Here is a 15,144-nt window from a genome sequence, read left to right as displayed (position 1 = left end):
TCAATATAACGACGATCACAACCTCGAGAGTCAAAATTCCGTACCACTCGACAAGGAAGCCGATGTGCTTATGAATATGCCTGAACTCAGCACCGAACGACTGTTGCTACAGCCCTTGCAACTGGCCGATGCCGCGGCCATCCAGCAACTGTTTCCCCATTGGCGGGTGGTGCGTTTTCTCAATGCCCAGGTACCCTGGCCATATCCCGAAGACGGTGCCCTGAACTACCTGCGTGATGTCGCGCTGCCCGCCATCGAGCGCGGCGTGGAGTGGCACTGGTCGATCCGCTTGCGCACGACCCCGGAACAGATGATCGGTTGCATCAGCCTGATGGAGGAAACCGACAACAATCGCGGTTTCTGGCTCGCCCCGCAGTGGCAGGGTCAGGGCCTGATCGGTGAAGCCAGTGCCTGCGTCACCACCTACTGGTTCGAAACCCTGGGCCGCGACCTGATGCGCGTGCCCAAGGCGGCCCTCAACCTCGCCTCGCGGCGGGTCTCGGAGCGCGAGGGCATGCGCTGGGTGCGCAGCGAGGAACGTCACTTCGTCAGCGGGCGATTACCCTGTGACATCTGGGAAATCAGCCGCGAAGAGTGGCGGCGGTTGCGTTGATCAATCCTGGATAAAGCGCACACCGGGCTTGGCCCGCTCATCGACCTGCAACTCGAACACGTCCGGGCGGGCGTAATGACCGGTCACATCGAAGTCATAGCGGGCGCGGACCAGTTGCTCGGTGTCGATCTCCGCGCTCAGCAGGCCGGCCTGGCCCACCAACGGTCCGGCCAGCACCTCGCCCAGGGGGCCGACAATCAGGCTGCCACCGTTGATCAACGGACGGTCCGCCGGCCAATTGGCCACCTCCATCCCCAACGCCTGCGGTGACGACTGAACCTGGCAGGCGGTAATCACGAAGCAACGGCCTTCACAGGCGATATGGCGCATCGTCACCTGCCACATCTCCCGCTCATCCACCGTCGGCGCGCACCAGATGTCCACGCCCTTGGCGTACATCGCCGTACGCAGCAGCGGCATGTAGTTTTCCCAGCAGACCGCCGAACCAATACGCCCGGCCTTGCCCTCCACCACCGGCAAGGTCGAACCGTCGCCCTTGCCCCAGATCAACCGCTCGGTGCCGGTGGGCATCAGCTTGCGGTGCTTGGCCACCAGCCCGTCCCGCGGCTCGAAGAACAACACCGTGCAATACAAGGTATGACCCGCGCGCTCGATGACCCCGAGCACCAGGCTCGCGCCGGTGCGCGCGGACAACTGCGCCAGCGCCTCGGTCTCGGCGCCCGGCACATCGATGGCGTTGGCGTGGTAGCGGGCAAAGGCTTCGCGCCCCTCGGGCAGCCGGAACCCCAACTGGGTACCGAAGCTTTCGCCCTTGGGGTAGCCGCCCAGCAGCGCTTCGGGCATCACCACCAGGCAGGCGCCGGACTCGATGATTGCCGCTTCATAGCCGAGGATCTGTTCCAGGGTGTCAGCCTTGCCACCTGGCAAGGAACCGATTTGCAACGCGGCGACGACGGACTTGGACATGACATGAACTCCATGAAGGTGTGCCGCCGATTGTCGCCGCCGGCCGAATCATGAATAAAGCCACTTTTAGAACTGAATAATATTAATTTAATAAATATCAGACCGACAAAATGCGATCGGTTCAAGGGCTTCAAAGGAAGGGACGCTCGAGGTCGTCTCATGAAAATTCAGCTGACACCCAGCGGCCATCACCTGCCTGCGACTTGCTGCCGACAAATTTTCTACATTCAAGGCTTCATGATTTATCCGTCCCGCTCGTCTTGATCGGAAGGAGCGGACATCACATTCCTGATCAGACTCTGAAAAGGAGTTTTTGCATGTACGACCAGCACAGGTCAACGGACGGTAATTCTTTGCAACGCGATCCTTCCTACAGCTCGGCCGCCATGTTGGCCAAACCTGCCGAACGTGGCAGCAATGACCGCATCCGTCAGTTGCTCAAACACTTCGGTCTGCGCACCAGCCTGATCCGGCTCAAAGTCATCGATGCGCTGCTGAGCGCCGCGCAAGACAATCGTCGGCTGGGTGTGCGCGGGGTTCACAGTTACTTGCTCGAGTTGGGCATTCCCTTGTCCTTCCTCAGCGTGCGCGAAGTGCTCAAGCGCTTGTGCAGCGAGGGCGTCGTGCAGCTCAACGCGGACAAAAGCTACAGCCTGCATGCCGATGCGGCCGCGACTCTGCAGCAGCAGGATAATGCGTCGCAGGCCGCGGATCTCGACACCTGAGGTCAGGGTTTGACCTTACGGCGCATCACACCGTTGATCACCACCACGACCACCGCCACGCCAATGGCGATGTACTGGAACAGCTTCTCGCTGATGACCCCGGTGTTTTGCAGATAGGACAGCCCGAACATGATCCCCAGCACCATCAGGGAAATCAGAATCGAGTATTTCAAACGCTGCGATTGAGTCATTGCCTATTCCTGAAAGTTGAAGCCTGAAGCGATAAATGTATCCAGCTTGTATCAGAATGCATACCAATGACCGACAAAGGTCGACGAATGAAACGACACAAACGGGGTCTCATATTACAGCCGGGGAAATGTTTTAGCTTCCCGGCTTCACCCATGAGGATTTATCCATGTTTCGTCGAATCACACTGCTGATTCCCCTGCTGATCATTATGTCCCTGAGCGGTTGCATCATTTTTCCCCATGGAGGCTGGCACGATCACGATCATGACCGTCGTTACTATGAGGGGGGCGGCTACTACCGCCGCTGATATTCGTACCTGACGGTTGGCGCACGCTTTTGTGGGAACCGGCTTGCCAGCGATGACCGCCGGATAGTCGATGCAAGACTGACTGAGCTCATCGCCAGCAAGCTGGCTCCCACAGAGTTCGCGCCATTTCCCTTCTTGCGTTTCGACTCCACTGCTTCACCGACGAAACCCGGTACCCGGCCGGGTACAGATCTCCACCAACCAATCGACAAATACCCGCACCCGCACCGACATCTGCCGATGCGGTGGATACAGTGCGTTCAAGGGTAATCCGGGCGGCGGATAATCCGGCAGCACTTCGCACAAGCGGCCATCGCGCAGTTGTTCGACCACGTGATAGTAGGGAATCTGCACCAACCCATAGCCGGCTTCACAGGCCGCCAGGTAACCGTCGGCACTGCTGACCGAGAGCTGCCTGGGCAAGTCGATCGCCTGCAACTGACCGGCGTGCTGGAACTCGAGACCAAAACGCTTGCCCGTCACACTGGAAAAATACTCGACCATCCGATGCCCCGACAATGCCGCCAACGAAGTCGGCATGCCCATGCGTTCGATATACGCCGGGCTGGCACAGGTCACCTGCTCGACCAGCACCAACGGTCGGGCCACCAGCGAATCGTCCAGGGCCTCGCCGCCGCGCAGCACACAATCGATACCATCACGGATCAGGTCCACGGGCCGGTCATTCAGACCGATTTGCAACTCGATCAGCGGATATCGCGCAGTGAACTCGGGCAACACCGGAATCACGATCAGCCGCCCGATACCGGCCGGCATGTCGACGCGCAGGGTGCCGCGCGGACTCCGCCGGGCCGCGGAAAACACCGCTTCGGTCTCCTCCAGGTCCGCCAGCAAGCGCACGCAGCGCTGGTAATAGGCCGCGCCGTCAAGGGTAGCGCTGACCTGGCGGGTGGTGCGGTGCAGCAATTGCACCCCCAGATGCGCCTCCAACTGCTTGACCAGCACCGTCACCGAGGCCCTGGGCATTTGCAGGCTGTCGGCGGCCTTGGCGAAACCGCCCAGTTCGACGATACGGGTAAACACCCGCATGGCGTTGAAGCGATCCATCATCCCTCCATTATTTTGAATATACGAATAGTGATGATGTTTTTAGCCAGTTTATCTTGATTTTATCGAGGTTCACACTGCAGGAAATCCCACAGGAGCTCACGCCATGTACACCCGTCAACTGGGCAAGAACGGCCCGCAAGTATCCGCCATCGGTCTCGGCTGCATGGGCATGACCGATTTCTACACCACTGGCAGCGACACCCGCGAAGCCATCGCCACCCTGCATCGAGCCCTGGAACTGGGCGTGACCCTGCTCGACAGCGCCGACATGTACGGCCCCCACAGCAACGAAGAACTGATCGGCCAGGCCATTGTCGGTAAACGCGAGCAGGTTTTCCTGGCCAGCAAGTTCGGTATCCTGCGCGACCCGGCCAACCCGGCGTACCGGGGGGTCAGCGGACGGCCGGAGTACGTTCGCACGGCCATCGACGGCACCCTCAAGCGCCTGGGCGTGGAGACGCTGGACCTGTATTACCAGCACCGCATCGACCCGCAAGTGGCCATCGAGGAAACCGTCGGCGCCATGGCCGAGCTGGTCAAGGCTGGCAAGGTCCGTTACCTGGGCTTGAGCGAGGCCTCGGCCGAGACCCTGGAGCGGGCGCACCGGGTGCATCCGATCAGCGCCCTGCAAAGCGAGTACTCGCTGTGGAGCCGCGACCAGGAGGACAATGGCTGCCTGGCCGCCTGCCAGCGCCTCGGGATTGCCTTTGTGCCTTACAGCCCGCTGGGCCGGGGATTCCTCACCGGGGCCCTGCAAAGCCCGGAGGATTTCGCCGCCGATGACTATCGCCGTTTCAGTCCGCGTTTCCAGGGCGAGAACTTCGCCCGCAACCTGCGGCTGGTGGAACAGGTGCAGGCCCTGGCCGCGGAAAAAGGCGTGACGGCCGGACAACTGGCGTTGGCCTGGGTATTGGCCCAGGGCGACTACCTGATCCCGATTCCCGGGACCAAGCAGCGCAAGTATCTGGAAGAGAACGTCGCGGCGTTGGAGGTGAGGCTGAGTCCGGCGGAGTTGCAGGCCCTGGAGGCGATTTTCCCGGCGGGGGCCACGATGGGGGCGCGCTATCCGGAGGCGGTGATGCAAGGTCTCAATCGTTAGAAACTCAACTGTCGAACGCTGCGGAACCTGTGGGAGCGGAGCTTGCCCGCGAAGGGGCCCTCAAGATCGCTAAAAGCTTCGCGGGCAAGCTCCGCTCCCCAAAAGCGCCACTCTCACACAGGCTCCATCCTCCACAGGGGAAATGGGAGTTGTCCCTCAAAAATCGCGCTTGTAGAAAATATCCAGGGAACTGGCCACGCCACTCGCCGCCTCCAGGTACACGCGCTTGCTCAACAGATAGCGCAAGGCAATGGTGTTGGCCGGTTCGAACACTCCAACGCCGTAACGCAAGCTCAGCTTCTCGCTGATCTTGCCGCTGGCCACCACCGCGGTGCTGGTACCGCTGCCCTGGGTATCGAGGGCAAAATCCTCGATGCCCAGGTTCTTCGCCAGATCGCCGGTCACCCCGGAACTGCCCATCAAACCCAAGCCCAACGCCGCCTGGGCCAGCATGTTGCTATCTTCGCCATTGGTGCTCAAAGGTCGCCCCAGGACCAGGTAGGACAACGCCTGCTCCTGGCTCATGGCCGGTTCCGAGAAAACCTGCGTGGTCGGTTGCTCGGCATTGCCGCTCAGGCGGATACCGGCGATCACGTCACCGGTCTGGCGGATCGCCTCGATGTCCAGGTACGGCTGGTCAATGGGCCCGGCGAACAGCAACCGCGCCCGGCGGATGGTCAGGCGCTGACCATAGGCGCTGTAACGTCCGTCATTGAGGCGCAACTCACCACGGGTGTCGAGGTTGTCACCAATATGCACCTGCCCCTGCAAGTCGGCGGTCAGGCCGAAACCGTTGAAACTGAGCTTGTCCTCGCCCACCAGCACGTCGATATCCATGGACATCGCCAGCGGCTTGCCCGCGTCGGTCTGCTGGCCAACGATCACGGTGTCTTCCGAGACCTTGACCGTCGACGGCGGCAGCTCGCGCACGATGATCGCGCCCTTGGGCACATGCACCTTGCCAACAATCGCCAGCTTGTCAGCCTGCATCGACAGCGTCAGGTCCGGCGCGACTTCCAGCGTGGCATAAGGTTCGACGTTGATCGGCAACTGCGAGCCCTTGATCGCCAACTCCAGTTGCAACGCATCGGTCCAATCGATGTGCCCGGCCAGGCTGCCGTGCCCGGCGTCACCGCCGGTCCAACTGCCGTCGAGCTCGACGTGCTCCCCGGCAATCCGCGCCCGCACCCGCAAGTCCTTGACCGCGGTGGGCACTTGCGCCCCGGAGATCTCGCCACCACTCAGGGTCAGGCTGCCGTTGACCTGGGGCGCCAGCAAGCTGCCGGACAAGCGCCCGCTGCCATCCAGGCGACCGGCCAGTGTATCGACCTTTTTCACGAAAGGCCGGGCCACGCCGAGGTCCAGGCCACTGAGGCGGAAGTCGCCGCTCAGCGGTTTGTTCTTCGCCAGGGGATTGATCTGCGCCTGGAGCATCAGTTCGCCGAGCTTGCCGCCGCGAAAATCCAGAACCGTGTCGACCCGCCGCGGGCTCAGGTTGCTGGTGAGCTTGAGGGTCTCGTAGGGGAAGTCCAGCCATTTGCGCCGTTCGCGCATGCGCAGCGTACCGCCGCTGGCATCGATCATGATCTGGCCCTTGGGCCCGCTGGCCGGCAGGTCCAGTTGCAGCTCGGCATTGAGCCGGCCCTGCCAGGCGAAATCGCGAGGCAACCATTGCGCCAGGCTTTCCAGGGGAAACTGCTTGAGGTGATAACGCAAGCGCGGCTCGGGCATCAGCCGCTGGTCCTCGCCGCACAGGCTGGCCGGGCCCGACAACCAGCAGTGCCCGCCGAAGTTCAGCCGACCATCGGTGAGGTATTCGAGTTTCGCCGGGTTCTGCAGTTTCCAGTCCTGGCCACCGCTCTGTACATCGCCCGAAACCAGGCGCCCGCGCCAATTGCCCTTGTCGAGTCCGCCCTCCAGGCCAAGGGCCAGTTTCAGCAGTGGGCCTTGCAGATCGAGTTGCGCCTGCTGGCGCTTGAGATCGCCCTGTCCGTGCAAGGTCAGCGTGCCCAGGGCCGTGTCGCCGACCTGGATACCCTCGCCCTTGAGGTCGAGCTGGCCACGTTGGGCGCTGTCGAGATTGGCCTCGAGGCTGAGGTCTTGCAGGCGGTTATCGGCGAACAGCAGTTGCTGGCCATGCAGGCTGACCTTGCCCTGCGGCGCCTTGAGGCTGCCGGCGAGATCGACTCGCCCTTTGACTTGCCCGCGCAACCGCGGCCAGAGCTGGCCGAGGCGCGTCAGGTTGAGGTCGAGTTGCCCGGCCAGGCGTTGTTGCAGGCTGCCATGGCCCTGGATGCGATTGTCGCCCAGGCGGATATCCAGGGCTCCCAGGGTCCATTGCTCAGCCTTTCCGCTGGCCTTGGCCTGGAGCAGTGCCGGCTGCCCACGCAGTTTGCCCTTGAGGTCGAGAGCAGCTTGCAGGCTCAACTGCTGGTTCTTCAACTCGCCCTGGCTCCGCAACTGCCCGGCCAGGGTTCCGGGCAGCTCCGCCAGCCAGTACGCCGGGTTGAACGCGCTCAAGTCCAGCGCGGTGTCCCAGGCGATGCCATCGGCGAATTGCAGATTCAGGTGTCCGCTGGCCTTGCCCTGCCCCGCCGTCAGTTCGAGCTGCGGCAGGGCAATCTGTTTCAGGTCGCCGCTGAACGGCGTCAGCACACTGAACTTGCCCGCCGGACCGTCGAGGTCGGCCTGGACATAACCCAGATAGTTGCCGTCGCGGTAATGCACTTCGCCGACCAGGGTCCGCGCCTTGACCGCTGGCTCATCGAGCAACGGGTACAGACGCCGCCAGGGGAAGTCCAGCCAGTCGACCTTGGCGTCGGCACTGAAGCCCTCGCGCCAATCCAGCTCGCCACTGAGTTTCAGCCGCTGCCTGGCATCGGCCGTCAGCTCCAGCGCGGCGATCCGGGCGCCCTGTGCATCGACCCGAGCTTGCAGGTTCAGGTCGACGGGGCCTTGTTCTGCGGGTAATACCGCCTTGCCCTGAAGCTGGTAACCGTCTTTCAGATTGCCGCTGCCGGTGAGTTCAAGCTGGTTGAGTTGCAGGGTATCCGGCAATTCGGCGCTGGCCTTGAAGCCATCGGCGGTAATCCGCACCCGGGCCGGCAGGTGCTCGGCCAGGGCCTCCAGCTCGCCCGTCAGTTGGCCCCGCAGATAACCGCTGCTGTTGGCCTTGAGCTTGAGGGTCCTGAGCAGATCGCCGCGCACTTCCAGCGCCAGGGCCCAGGGCTCGCCGCCCGGAGCCGGCAACAGCAACTGGCCCTCGGCGCTCAACGGCCAGTCGCCACTCGGTTGCAACAGCCCGGACAGGTCCAGGCGCAGGTCGTCATGCTGCAGATGCAGGGTATCGATCCGCAACCCCTTCGCGGTCCAATGCGCGGCCAGTTGCAACGCCTTGAGCTGCTCGCTGCCATCGAGCCACAAGCTGCCGATGCGTACCTGTCGCAACTCGATCGCCAGCGGCAGTTTCAGCGCCGGTAAACTCAGCGGTCCGCTCTCGGTCGGGGCACTCGGTTCGAACCGCAGGTCGATCCGCTCGACGTCCAACTGATCGACACACAACACCAAGTGCGTCAGGCACAGTGGCGACCAATTGAAGCGTGGTTGTTGCAACTCGACCCGATCGCCGCCCTGTTGCCAGAGCAGATGATCGGCACTCCACTGCCCGCCCAGGCGACCCTGGAAGTTTTCCACGCTCAAGCCAGGGACTTGCGCCAACGCCCAACGACTACCGGCCTGGGTCCCCAGCAGCAGACCCAGCGCCACCAGCAGCAACAGGATCAGCAAGACCAGCGCCAGGCCGAGTATTTTCAAACCACGCTTCACAACTCAGGCCCCATGGAAAAGTGCAAACGAATGCCGCCGGGATCGTTCAGCGCATGCGCCAGGTCGAGACGGATCGGCCCCACCGGCGAGACCCAGCGCACACCGATACCGACGCCGGTCTTGAGGCTCGGCAACTCCAGGGTGTTGAACGAGTTGCCCTGGTCGACGAAGGTCGCGACCCGCCATTTCTCGGCAATGGAATATTGGTATTCAAGACTGCCAGCAACCATGTAGCGGCCACCGACCCGATCCCCCTCGGCGTTTTCCGGAGACAGGCTCTGGTAGTCATAACCGCGCACGCTCTGGTCGCCACCGGCGAAGAAACGCAAGGACGGCGGCACGCTCTGGTAGCCGTTGGTGGCACTGCCGCCGAACTGGATACGGCCAAGGAAGCGATGGTTATCCCAGAGCGTGGTCAGGCCCTTGAGCATGGCCGTGCCGTACAACAGGTTGTTGTCCGAGCCCAACCCTTCCTTGGCGACCTTGCTATCGAACTGCAAGCGATAGCCGTTGTGCGGATCGATGCGGTTGTCGCTGCGCAGGTAGGAGTAACTGATACCTGGCATCAGCAAGGTACTCAGGCCCGAATCGTCGCCAAGGCGATACTCCTCGCGCTGCCACTTGAGCGAGATCACCCGCTGCCAGCCGCTGGGCAGTTTGCTGTGCCATTCCGGGCCGACGGTGAGCAACTTGCTCAAGCTGTCGGTGTTGGAAATTTCTTCGTACTGATAGCCGGCGGCCCAGCGCAGCTTGTCGGTGAGCGGCGGATCCAGCGGCCGGTCATACCAGAGGCCGATATTCTGCCGCGGCGCGGAAACCTCGCTTTCGATGCCGTAGCTGTCACCCTTGGCGTTGACCCAGTGGCGGGTCCAGTTGGCCTTGACGCGGGGCCCGACATCGGTCGAATAGCCCAGGCCCAAACCCATGGTGCGCGGCTTGCGGGTATCGAGCCGGACCTCGACCGGGATCACCTGATCCTTGGCCGCTGGCGGTGCCGCGTCTACCCGCACGCCTTCGAAGTAGCCACTTGCTTGCAGGGCCTGGTTGAGTTCGGCAATCAGCTCGGAATCGTAAGGGGTACCGGGCTTGAACGGCACCATGCGGTGCAGCAGGTCTTCGTCGAAAGGGGTATCACCGGCGAAATGCACCGGGCCAAGGGCATAACGCGGACCACTGGAATAGATCAGCTCGATATCGGCGATGCCCGCCTGGGGATCGACGACCAGCTTCTGGCTGATGAACCGTCCGCTGAAAAAACCATAACGCGAGGCCTGGTTGAGGATCAGGCGCTTGGCATCCTCGTAGTGCCCATGGTTGAGCACGGCACCGGGTTTGAGGGTGTCACTTTGGGGAACCCGGAAGGCCTTGAGGTTGGCGGCCGGACCATCGATGCGCACGGTGACATTACGCAGGTGCACGGGTTCGCCGGGGTCGATGGTGAGAATAAGCCGTGGCGTCTTGCCAGCTTCGACTTCGCTCTCGATCTGCGGCTGATAATAGCCGAGCGCCTGCGCGGCCTTGCGTGCCTGCTCCTGGGCGCCACGGCTGAAGCGCCGCAAGGCATTCTCACCACGATTACCCAAGCTGCCAATGTAGCCTTCCACATTGGCTTTCAACTCGTCATTCGCCGGCTTGACCCGTACATCGAGTTCACTTTGCGCCAGGGCCGCCATGCTGCAACAGAGCACAAGCAAACCGCCGGTCATTTTCTTGGAAAACATCATAGGCGCGGATGCTATCACGGGCTGGGTTAGGGCCGTCATAGAACGCGAAACCGACCGGAAAGTTCGACAGTCAAGCCATTGCTGTTTGTAACATCTGCGGGTTGGAGTGGTAAAACACATGCTCGCGGATCGGTCCCACGGCCACTTCGCCGATCTCCTCGTAGCCCTGACGCTTGTAGAACTCCAGGTAGCGCGGGTTGCCGGTATCGAGCACCACGCCCTGGGAGTTCGGGTCCCCGGCACACCAGTTATGCACCGCCATCAGCAATTGTTCGCCATAGTGCTGGCCCTGGAACTGCGGGTGGATACCCAGTAACGGCAGCACATGCACCGACCCCGACGGCAGGCAGGCGAGCACCGCCTGCTGGTACTCCAGGTAACGGCGGGTACAGCGAAAGCCGGTAGTCAACAGCATGCGCATGCGCCAGACCCAGCTTTCGGTGATGTCCAGGCGGCGTTGTGGCGGAGCGATCAGCGCGATGCCGATCAGGCGGTCGTTGACCAGCAGCCCGATGGCGGGCAGATCTTCGAGAAAGTGTTGCTTGACCCGCTCGCGCACCGTGGCCCGGACCCGCTGCTCGTAGCCCGGGCGCTCGGCCTCGAACAGATAGGCGAAGGTCGGCTCATGCCGATAGGCCTGGTACAGCAGGGAGCGCGCTTCGCGTGAATAACCACCGTCGAGCATATGGATTTGGGCGCTGATCTCTGGCAGATCCGGCATGACGATCAATCTCCCTGGTCGCGGCGTGCTGTCGCAACGATCTGACAGCAACGTTAGCAGCGCATCGGTACTCCCGCCATACTGGCCGTCGCCGGACTTGTCGGCTAGCATCGCTGTTTTGCCAGGATTGCCGCCCATGAAGATCGTCTCGTTCAACATCAACGGCCTGCGCGCCCGGCCCCATCAGTTGGCGGCGCTGATCGAGAAGCACCAGCCGGACGTCATCGGCCTGCAGGAAACCAAGGTTTCCGACGAGCAGTTTCCCCAGAGCGAAGTCGAAGCCCTCGGTTACCACGTGCACTTTCACGGCCAGAAAGGCCATTACGGCGTGGCGCTACTGTCGCGCCGGGCGCCGCTGAGCCTGCACAAGGGCTTCGAGAACGACGACGAGGAGGCCCAGAAGCGTTTCATCTGGGGCACCTTCGCCGATGAAAACGGCACGCCGGTAACCATCATGAATGGCTACTTCCCCCAGGGCGAAAGCCGCGACCATCCGACCAAGTTCCCGGCCAAGGAACGCTTCTACCAGGAGCTGCAACAGTTGCTGGAAAGCCGCTTCAAGCAGGACCAGCCGCTGGTGGTGATGGGCGATATCAATATTTCCCCGGAAGACTGCGATATCGGCATCGGTGCCGACAACGCCAAGCGCTGGCTGAAAACCGGCAAGTGCAGCTTCCTGCCGGAAGAACGTGAATGGCTGGCCCGCCTGAAGAACTGGGGGTTGGTGGACAGCTTCCGGCACCTGCACCCCGAGGTGAGCGACCGGTTCAGCTGGTTCGATTATCGCAGCCGTGGTTTCGAAGACGAGCCCAAGCGTGGCCTGCGCATCGACGTGATCATGGCCTCGAATGGTTTGCTGCCACGGGTCAAGGCCGGTGGGGTCGACTATGAATTGCGCGGCATGGAGAAACCTTCCGACCACGCCCCGATCTGGCTGGAACTGGGCTGATTCGGCGTTCGACCTTGAGGGCCTCTTCGCGGCGGTCCGGGACACCGGACCGCCGCGAAGAGGCCGGAACAGGCGCCATCACCTCAGCGGACACCCCCTACCCTGTCATCCAGCTGTAACCTTTCTGACTCATTCTCGCAGCACTTTGACCCATTAAAGGTGCAGGCCCCATGCTGCGCGCGCTCTCACTGCTGATCCTTTGCAGCCTCCCCGCCCTGACCCTGGCCGCCTTGCCCGCCTCGCCCGACGAGGGCCCGGCGCTGCGTATCCAGGGCTCCAACACCATCGGTGCCAACCTCGGACCGGCGCTGGTCAAGGGCTGGCTCGAGGAACAAGGCCTGAATGGCGTGCACCTGGCCAATACTGGCAAGGACAACGAGCAGCGCGTGCTTGCCACCACCGAGCAGGGTCGACGGGTCCGGGTCGAAGTCGCCGCGCATGGTTCCAGCACCGGTTTCAGCGCCCTGAAAGCCGGTACCGCGGACCTGGCTGCATCTTCGCGCCCGATCAAGGACGCGGAGCTGCTGGACCTCGCCGGCCTCGGCGACCTGAAGAGCCCCGAGGCCGAGCAAGTGATCGCCATCGACGGCGTGGCCATTATCCTTCATCCGCAAAACCCGTTGAGCCAACTGAATACCGAAGACCTGGCGCGAATCTTTTCCGGCGAAGTGAGAACCTGGGAAGAGCTGGGTGGTATCGGTGGCGCCATCCATCTCTATGCCCGCGACGAAAAGTCCGGTACCTGGGACACCTTCAAGGACCTGGTCCTGGCCCGCCGCGGCAAATCCCTGGCCAACGGCGCGAAGCGTTTCGAATCCAGCGAACAGTTGTCCGACGCGGTGAGCCAGGATCACCAGGGTATCGGCTTCATCGGTCTGCCTTATGTCCGCCAGGCCAAGGCCGTGGCCATCGTCGACGGTGGTTCGCAAGCGATGCTGCCGCTCGCCAGCCTGATCGCCACCGAGGATTATCCGCTGTCGCGACGGCTGTTCTTCTACCTGCCGCCCAACCGTCAGAATCCTTGGGCCGCGTCCCTGGTGCGCTTCGTGCAAAGCCCGGCGGGCCAGGCGATTGTCGCCAGCAACGGCTTTGTCGCACAGACGGTGCAAGCCATGCCGGTGCTTGCCGACCCGTCGATGTCAGCGGAATATCAGGCACTGGCGAAAGAGGCTCAGCGACTGTCCGTGAACTTTCGCTTCGAGGAAGGCAGCGCCAGCCTGGACAACAAGGCACGCCAGGATGTGCTGCGGGTGCTGGAGTACCTGCGGGCCCAGGGCAAGCTGAACAAGCAGGTGACCCTGGTCGGTTTTGGCGATGCCAAGAACGATCCGGCCCGCGCGGCCCTGCTGTCCAAGCTGCGGGCGATGGCGGTGCGCCGGGAACTGGTAAAAGGCGGCGTGGTGTTTCGCGACATCCAGGGCCTCGGCGCGCAGCGGCCAGTGGCGGCCAACACCGCCGATGAAGGCCGTATCAAGAACCGCCGGGTCGAGGTCTGGGTTTATTGAGGTGCCTGACAACAATCTCGGAGCTGGCCGAACTTTGTGGCGAGCGGGCTTGCCCGCGCTGGGCCGCGAAGCGGCCCCAAAATCTATCACCGTGTTCGCCCTGAGACACCGCATTCATTGGCTTCAGGGCGGCTTCGCCCCCCAGCGCGGGCAAGCCCGCTCGCCACAAGAGCGCGTTCCCTTCATGTCGCCTTTACTGCTTACCTAGCGTTCCGAGCGCATCATCTCGCGCGGCACATACTTGCCGATCTCATACTTGCCGATCGCCGCCCGGTGCACTTCATCCGGGCCGTCGGCCAGGCGCAAGGTGCGCTGCATGGCATACATATAGGCCAACGGGAAGTCGTTGGATACCCCGGCCCCACCGTGGATCTGAATAGCCCGGTCGATCACCTTCAACGCCACGTTCGGCGCCACCACCTTGATCTGGGCGATCTCGCTTTTCGCCACCTTGTTGCCGGCGGTGTCCATCATGAAGGCCGCCTTCAAAGTCAGCAGGCGCGCCATATCGATCTCCATCCGCGAGTCGGCGATCTTGTCGATATTGCCCCCCAGGCGGGCCAACGGCCGGCCGAACGCAGTACGGTTGACCGCACGCTTGCACATCAGCTCCAGCGCCCGCTCGGCCATGCCGATGGAACGCATGCAGTGGTGAATCCGGCCCGGGCCAAGGCGGCCCTGGGCGATCTCGAAACCACGCCCCTCGCCCAGCAGCACGTTCTCATAAGGCACCCGTACATTCTCGAACAGCACCTCGGCGTGGCCGTGGGGCGCATCGTCGTAACCGAACACCGGCAACGGCCGGACAATCTTCACCCCGGGCGCGTCCACCGGCACCAGGATCATCGAGTGCTGCTGGTGACGCGGGGCATCCGGGTTGCTCAGGCCCATGAACACCAGAATCTTGCAGCGCGGATCGCAAGCGCCGGACGTCCACCACTTCTTGCCGTTGATCACCCACTCATCGCCCTGGCGCTCGGCGCGGGCGGCCATGTTGGTGGCATCGGACGAGGCCACGTCGGGCTCGGTCATCGCGAACGCGGAACGGATCTCACCACGCAACAGCGGCTCCAGCCAACGCTGTTTCTGTTCTTCATTGGCATAACGCACCAGCACTTCCATATTGCCGGTGTCCGGCGCCGAGCAGTTGAACGGCTCCGGCCCGAGCAGCGAGCGGCCCATGATTTCCGCCAGGGGTGCGTATTCCAGGTTGGTCAGCCCGGCGCCCAGCTCGGACTCCGGCAGAAACAGGTTCCACAGACCTTCGGCCTTGGCGCGAGCCTTGAGCTCTTCCATGATCGCGGTGGGCTGCCAGCGATCACCCTCGGCGACCTGACGTTCGAATACCGGTTCGGCCGGATACACATAAGCGTCCATGAACGCGGTCACGCGTTCACGCAATTCCTGAACCTTGGGCGAGTAGGCGAAATCCATGGGCAGCTACCTTCTTGAGGAGGTGGTCGGGGTCATGGAATCGATGCTAGTT

Annotated in this window: 13 protein-coding genes; 6 read left to right on the top strand and 7 right to left on the bottom strand. The window is 62.6% G+C overall.

The window, feature by feature from the left end; translation table 11 throughout:
* The first annotated feature begins 70 nt into the window (after positions 1-70).
* Complete coding sequence (locus PFEN_RS09770; RefSeq protein WP_191486636.1) at positions 71-613, top strand: GNAT family N-acetyltransferase; 543 nt, start codon at positions 71-73, stop codon at positions 611-613.
* Here the strand turns inward: PFEN_RS09770 and PFEN_RS09765 are convergent, their stop codons facing one another.
* Entirely contained in the window at positions 614-1,540 is a 927-nt protein-coding gene (locus PFEN_RS09765; protein ID WP_191486635.1) for a carbon-nitrogen hydrolase family protein, read from the bottom strand.
* 317 nt (positions 1,541-1,857) lie between these two features.
* Between PFEN_RS09765 and PFEN_RS09760 the strand changes: the two genes are divergently transcribed.
* Entirely contained in the window at positions 1,858-2,265 is a 408-nt protein-coding gene (locus PFEN_RS09760; protein WP_191486634.1) for a fe2+ zn2+ uptake regulation protein, read from the top strand.
* Between the two features lie 2 nt (positions 2,266-2,267).
* Here PFEN_RS09760 and PFEN_RS09755 read toward each other — a convergent pair whose 3' ends face one another.
* Positions 2,268-2,456: a hypothetical protein gene (locus PFEN_RS09755; RefSeq protein ID WP_191486633.1), complete on the bottom strand. Its 189-nt coding sequence runs from the start codon at positions 2,454-2,456 to the stop codon at positions 2,268-2,270.
* A gap of 167 nt (positions 2,457-2,623) precedes the next feature.
* On the opposite strand from PFEN_RS09755, the gene PFEN_RS09750 reads away from it, so the two are divergent.
* The gene (locus PFEN_RS09750; RefSeq protein ID WP_191486632.1) at positions 2,624-2,764 is read left to right on the top strand and encodes a hypothetical protein; all 141 of its coding nucleotides are present in this window, start codon (positions 2,624-2,626) and stop codon (positions 2,762-2,764) included.
* Positions 2,765-2,920: 156 nt separating this feature from the next.
* Here PFEN_RS09750 and PFEN_RS09745 read toward each other — a convergent pair whose 3' ends face one another.
* Complete coding sequence (locus tag PFEN_RS09745; protein WP_191486631.1) at positions 2,921-3,832, bottom strand: LysR family transcriptional regulator; 912 nt, start codon at positions 3,830-3,832, stop codon at positions 2,921-2,923.
* A gap of 106 nt (positions 3,833-3,938) precedes the next feature.
* Here PFEN_RS09745 and PFEN_RS09740 point away from each other — a divergent pair, with 106 nt between their 5' ends.
* Positions 3,939-4,934 carry an aldo/keto reductase gene (locus tag PFEN_RS09740; RefSeq protein WP_191486630.1) on the top strand — a complete coding sequence of 332 codons (996 nt, stop codon included), beginning with the start codon at positions 3,939-3,941 and terminating at the stop codon, positions 4,932-4,934.
* Between the two features lie 156 nt (positions 4,935-5,090).
* On the opposite strand, the gene PFEN_RS09735 is transcribed toward PFEN_RS09740, so the two are convergent.
* From PFEN_RS09735 to PFEN_RS09725, 3 genes are all read right to left on the bottom strand, one after another.
* Positions 5,091-8,759, bottom strand: a complete 3,669-nt coding sequence (locus PFEN_RS09735) for a translocation/assembly module TamB domain-containing protein (protein WP_191486629.1) — start codon at positions 8,757-8,759, stop codon at positions 5,091-5,093.
* Positions 8,756-10,465, bottom strand: coding sequence for an autotransporter assembly complex protein TamA (locus PFEN_RS09730; RefSeq protein WP_412071420.1), 1,710 nt, complete (start codon positions 10,463-10,465; stop codon positions 8,756-8,758). Before PFEN_RS09730 ends, PFEN_RS09735 begins: the two co-directional genes overlap by 4 nt.
* 88 nt (positions 10,466-10,553) lie before the next feature.
* On the bottom strand, positions 10,554-11,204 hold the full coding sequence (locus PFEN_RS09725) for a GNAT family N-acetyltransferase (RefSeq protein WP_191486991.1): 651 nt from the start codon (positions 11,202-11,204) through the stop codon (positions 10,554-10,556).
* A 136-nt stretch (positions 11,205-11,340) separates the two neighbouring features.
* On the opposite strand from PFEN_RS09725, the gene xthA reads away from it, so the two are divergent.
* Entirely contained in the window at positions 11,341-12,153 is an 813-nt protein-coding gene (xthA, locus tag PFEN_RS09720; protein WP_191486627.1) for an exodeoxyribonuclease III, read from the top strand.
* A gap of 170 nt (positions 12,154-12,323) precedes the next feature.
* Positions 12,324-13,658, top strand: coding sequence for a substrate-binding domain-containing protein (locus PFEN_RS09715; RefSeq protein WP_191486626.1), 1,335 nt, complete (start codon positions 12,324-12,326; stop codon positions 13,656-13,658).
* A 204-nt stretch (positions 13,659-13,862) separates the two neighbouring features.
* Here PFEN_RS09715 and PFEN_RS09710 read toward each other — a convergent pair whose 3' ends face one another.
* The gene (locus PFEN_RS09710; RefSeq protein ID WP_191486625.1) at positions 13,863-15,092 is read right to left on the bottom strand and encodes an acyl-CoA dehydrogenase; all 1,230 of its coding nucleotides are present in this window, start codon (positions 15,090-15,092) and stop codon (positions 13,863-13,865) included.
* Between the last annotated feature and the right edge of the window lie 52 nt (positions 15,093-15,144).

The organism is Pseudomonas sp. FEN (genome assembly GCF_904067045.1).
Lineage (GTDB): Bacteria > Pseudomonadota > Gammaproteobacteria > Pseudomonadales > Pseudomonadaceae > Aquipseudomonas.
Note: the sequence above shows the minus strand (reverse complement) of the source record. Positions and strands in the feature narration are given on the sequence as shown.

Bases quoted from the DNA above. Each gene is read 5' to 3' on its own strand.
- PFEN_RS09710 (WP_191486625.1), bottom strand. From the start codon at position 15,092: ATGGATTTCGCCTACTCGCCCAAGGTTCAGGAATTGCGTGAACGCGTG.
- PFEN_RS09715 (WP_191486626.1), top strand. From the start codon at position 12,324: ATGCTGCGCGCGCTCTCACTGCTGATCCTTTGCAGCCTCCCCGCCCTG.
- PFEN_RS09725 (WP_191486991.1), bottom strand. From the start codon at position 11,204: ATGCCGGATCTGCCAGAGATCAGCGCCCAAATCCATATGCTCGACGGT.
- PFEN_RS09760 (WP_191486634.1), top strand. From the start codon at position 1,858: ATGTACGACCAGCACAGGTCAACGGACGGTAATTCTTTGCAACGCGAT.
- PFEN_RS09755 (WP_191486633.1), bottom strand. From the start codon at position 2,456: ATGACTCAATCGCAGCGTTTGAAATACTCGATTCTGATTTCCCTGATG.
- PFEN_RS09740 (WP_191486630.1), top strand. From the start codon at position 3,939: ATGTACACCCGTCAACTGGGCAAGAACGGCCCGCAAGTATCCGCCATC.
- PFEN_RS09750 (WP_191486632.1), top strand. From the start codon at position 2,624: ATGTTTCGTCGAATCACACTGCTGATTCCCCTGCTGATCATTATGTCC.
- PFEN_RS09730 (WP_412071420.1), bottom strand. From the start codon at position 10,465: ATGACCGGCGGTTTGCTTGTGCTCTGTTGCAGCATGGCGGCCCTGGCG.
- PFEN_RS09765 (WP_191486635.1), bottom strand. From the start codon at position 1,540: ATGTCCAAGTCCGTCGTCGCCGCGTTGCAAATCGGTTCCTTGCCAGGT.
- PFEN_RS09745 (WP_191486631.1), bottom strand. From the start codon at position 3,832: ATGGATCGCTTCAACGCCATGCGGGTGTTTACCCGTATCGTCGAACTG.
- PFEN_RS09770 (WP_191486636.1), top strand. From the start codon at position 71: ATGAATATGCCTGAACTCAGCACCGAACGACTGTTGCTACAGCCCTTG.
- xthA (WP_191486627.1), top strand. From the start codon at position 11,341: ATGAAGATCGTCTCGTTCAACATCAACGGCCTGCGCGCCCGGCCCCAT.